The organism is Kitasatospora putterlickiae (assembly GCF_039527695.1).
In the GTDB taxonomy this organism is placed as follows: domain Bacteria; phylum Actinomycetota; class Actinomycetes; order Streptomycetales; family Streptomycetaceae; genus Kitasatospora; species Kitasatospora putterlickiae.
On record NZ_BAAAKJ010000529.1, the window covers coordinates 1 to 2,472 of the forward strand.

A 2,472-nucleotide genomic window follows, 5' to 3' on the forward strand; every position below is an offset into this window, starting at 1 on the left:
TGGAAAGTCGGCCGGTCCGACTTCCTGCGCTTCCGCCCCGATCCGTGACGCCTCCGCCCGCCCGCTTTTGGAGCGGAAAGTCGGCCCGCCCGACTCTCTGCGCTCCGCGCCCTCTCCGCAGATGAATATGCAGACCGGTCTACTTACTTCCCCCTCGCTGACCCCTCCTCCCGCGCTCTCGGACTGAGAAGTCGGCCGGTCCGACTTCCTGCGCCAGCGAATATGCAGACCGGTCTACTGATTCTCCCCGCCCGGCCCCCACCCAGCTGGAGTGGAAAGTCGGCCAGGCCGACTTCCTGCGCGGTGGCTTCGCTGCGCCTTGCCTCGGGGGCGTGTTCGGCGCGGCTCGGGGGTGAGGTGGGGGTGGGGCGGCGATCATGGCGAGGCATCCCATCCCCCGCCCCCCGCTCCCCCTCGCTCCCGCCCCCCAACTCCTCCCACTCCCGCTACTCCACCCACCCACGGAGGTCGTGGTGACCAGTGCCAGCCCGGACCAGTCCGTTCCCGTCGTGCTCTCGGTGCTCGGGCGGCCGCCGACGGGGCGGCCACCCGGGGTGCTCGCCGCGTGCGACGGGTCGGACGGTTCGCTCTGGGCGCTGGACCGGGCGATGACCGAGGCCGAGCTGCACGGTCTGCCCCTCTACGTGCTCGCCGTCGTCAACCCGGCGCCCGCCGGCTACCCGCCCGGGATGGCCGAGCTGGTCCAGGAGAGCGTGGAGACCCTGGTCGAGTCGATGGCCGACGGCCTGCGCCGCTCGGTGGCCGCCGTCCAGCAGGCCCGCCCGAGCCCGTACACCGCCGAGATGTCGCTGCACGTGGTCCTGGGCAACGTGATCGAGGTCCTGCTCTCCGCCTCGGCCCGCCAGCACACCCTGGTGCTCGGCACCCGGGGCAACGGCGGCTTCACCCGCCTCCTCCTGGGCTCGGTCAGCAGCGCCGTCGTCCACCACGCGGCCTGCCCCGTCCTGGTCGTGCCCGCCCCGCCCGAAGCCTGAGCGTCCGGGGCGCCGGGAATGTCCCGAGATGGTTCACCGTTCACCGATCTCGGACCACACGCTCATCCCCACCTCCCTGGAGCCCCCGTCATGAAGGTCGAGATCTACTCCGACATCGCCTGCCCCTGGTGCTACATCGGCAAGCGCCGCTTCGAGCAGGCGCTCGACGGCTTCGCGGGCAAGGAGAACGTCGAGGTGGTCTACCGGCCGTACCAGCTGGTCCCGGACGCCCCGGCCACCGCCAGCCCGCACCGCGCGTGGCTGGCCGAGCGCTACGGTCCGCAGTCCGTCGCGATGGACGCCCACGTGGCCGAGCTGGGCCGCACCGTGGGCATCGGCTATGACTTCGACGCCGCCCTGCACGCCAACACCTTCCTCGGCCACCGCCTGCTGCACCTGGCCGAGACCGAGTACGGCGCGCAGGCCCAGGGCCGCCTCAAGGAGGCCCTGCTCAAGGCGCACTTCACCGACGGCGTGGACGTCGGCGACCGCACCGCGCTCACCGAGGTTGCCGTCGGAGCGGGCCTGGACCGTGACCGGGTGGCCGCCTACCTCGCGGGAGACGAGGGCGCCGCCGAGGTCCGCGCGCAGCTCGCCGAGGCCCGCGAGCTGGGCATCACCGCTGTGCCGACCTTCGTCTTCGAGGGCAAGTGGGCCGTCCAGGGCGGCCAGGAGGCCGAGACCTTCCGCCGGGTGCTGGAGCAGGTCGCCACCGAGATCGGCGAGCGCCGGCCCGCGCCGGTGCAGGTCGCCCCGGCCGGCGAGGCCTGCGCGGACGGCGCCTGCGCCATCTGAGCCGACCTCACCGCACCAGAGAGCCCCCCGGGGCCCGCTTCAGACGCACCTGAAGCGGGCCTCGGCCCAGTCGGCCATGTTCAGCGCCGACCAGAAGCCGTTCGCCGGCGTCACCACCAGCTTGATCGACTTCTGCCCGTCCAGCGGCACGTGCACCGGCACCGCCGGGTCGCCCGAACGCAGCGTGGGCGAGCTCCACAACGTTCGCCCGTCGCCGCCCTGGACCGAGAAGACCACGCCCCCGAGGGTGACGCTCAGGTCGTCCATCCCGGCCACCGCGTCGAAGGACGTGCAACCGCGGTTGAGGTCGATCAGCGTGGTCGACGGAGCGTGCACGGAGATGCCGTGCCGGTGCTCGACGCCGCCGACCGACACGGTGTCCCGCTGCCAGAACCAGTCGCTCCCCTTCTGCCGGATGGCCGGCTGCGGCGGGGGAACCCGGTTGCCGCCGGGCTTGACCACCGGCAGGCTGTCGGCCCAGAAGTCGCTCGGTGGCGGCGGCGTGGTGGGCGTCGGCAGCACCGGCGGGACCGTCGGCGCCACGGTGGGCGTGGGGATCACCGGGACCTCGACCGTGGGGATCACCGGGATCTCGGGCGTCGGCAGCGGAGGCAGGCTCGGCTGCGGCGGCGTCACCAGGGCCGGGGTCTGCGGCCTGGCCGGCGTCGAGGCCGGCGGAGCC

Annotated in this window: 3 protein-coding genes; 2 read left to right on the forward strand and 1 reads right to left on the reverse strand. The window is 73.3% G+C overall.

Translation table 11 applies throughout. The annotated features are described in order from the left end of the window. The first annotated feature begins 473 nt into the window (after positions 1–473). Positions 474–995, forward strand: coding sequence for a universal stress protein (locus ABD308_RS38770; protein ID WP_344345723.1), 522 nt, complete (start codon positions 474–476; stop codon positions 993–995). A 90-nt stretch (positions 996–1,085) separates the two neighbouring features. After that, positions 1,086–1,790 (forward strand): DsbA family oxidoreductase, encoded by a 705-nt coding sequence (locus ABD308_RS38775; protein ID WP_344345725.1) that lies wholly within the window; start codon positions 1,086–1,088, stop codon positions 1,788–1,790. A gap of 39 nt (positions 1,791–1,829) precedes the next feature. On the opposite strand, the gene ABD308_RS38780 is transcribed toward ABD308_RS38775, so the two are convergent. Next, positions 1,830–2,472, reverse strand: a 643-nt coding sequence (locus ABD308_RS38780; protein WP_344345727.1) for an NPCBM/NEW2 domain-containing protein, incomplete at its 5' end; no start/stop codon positions are given.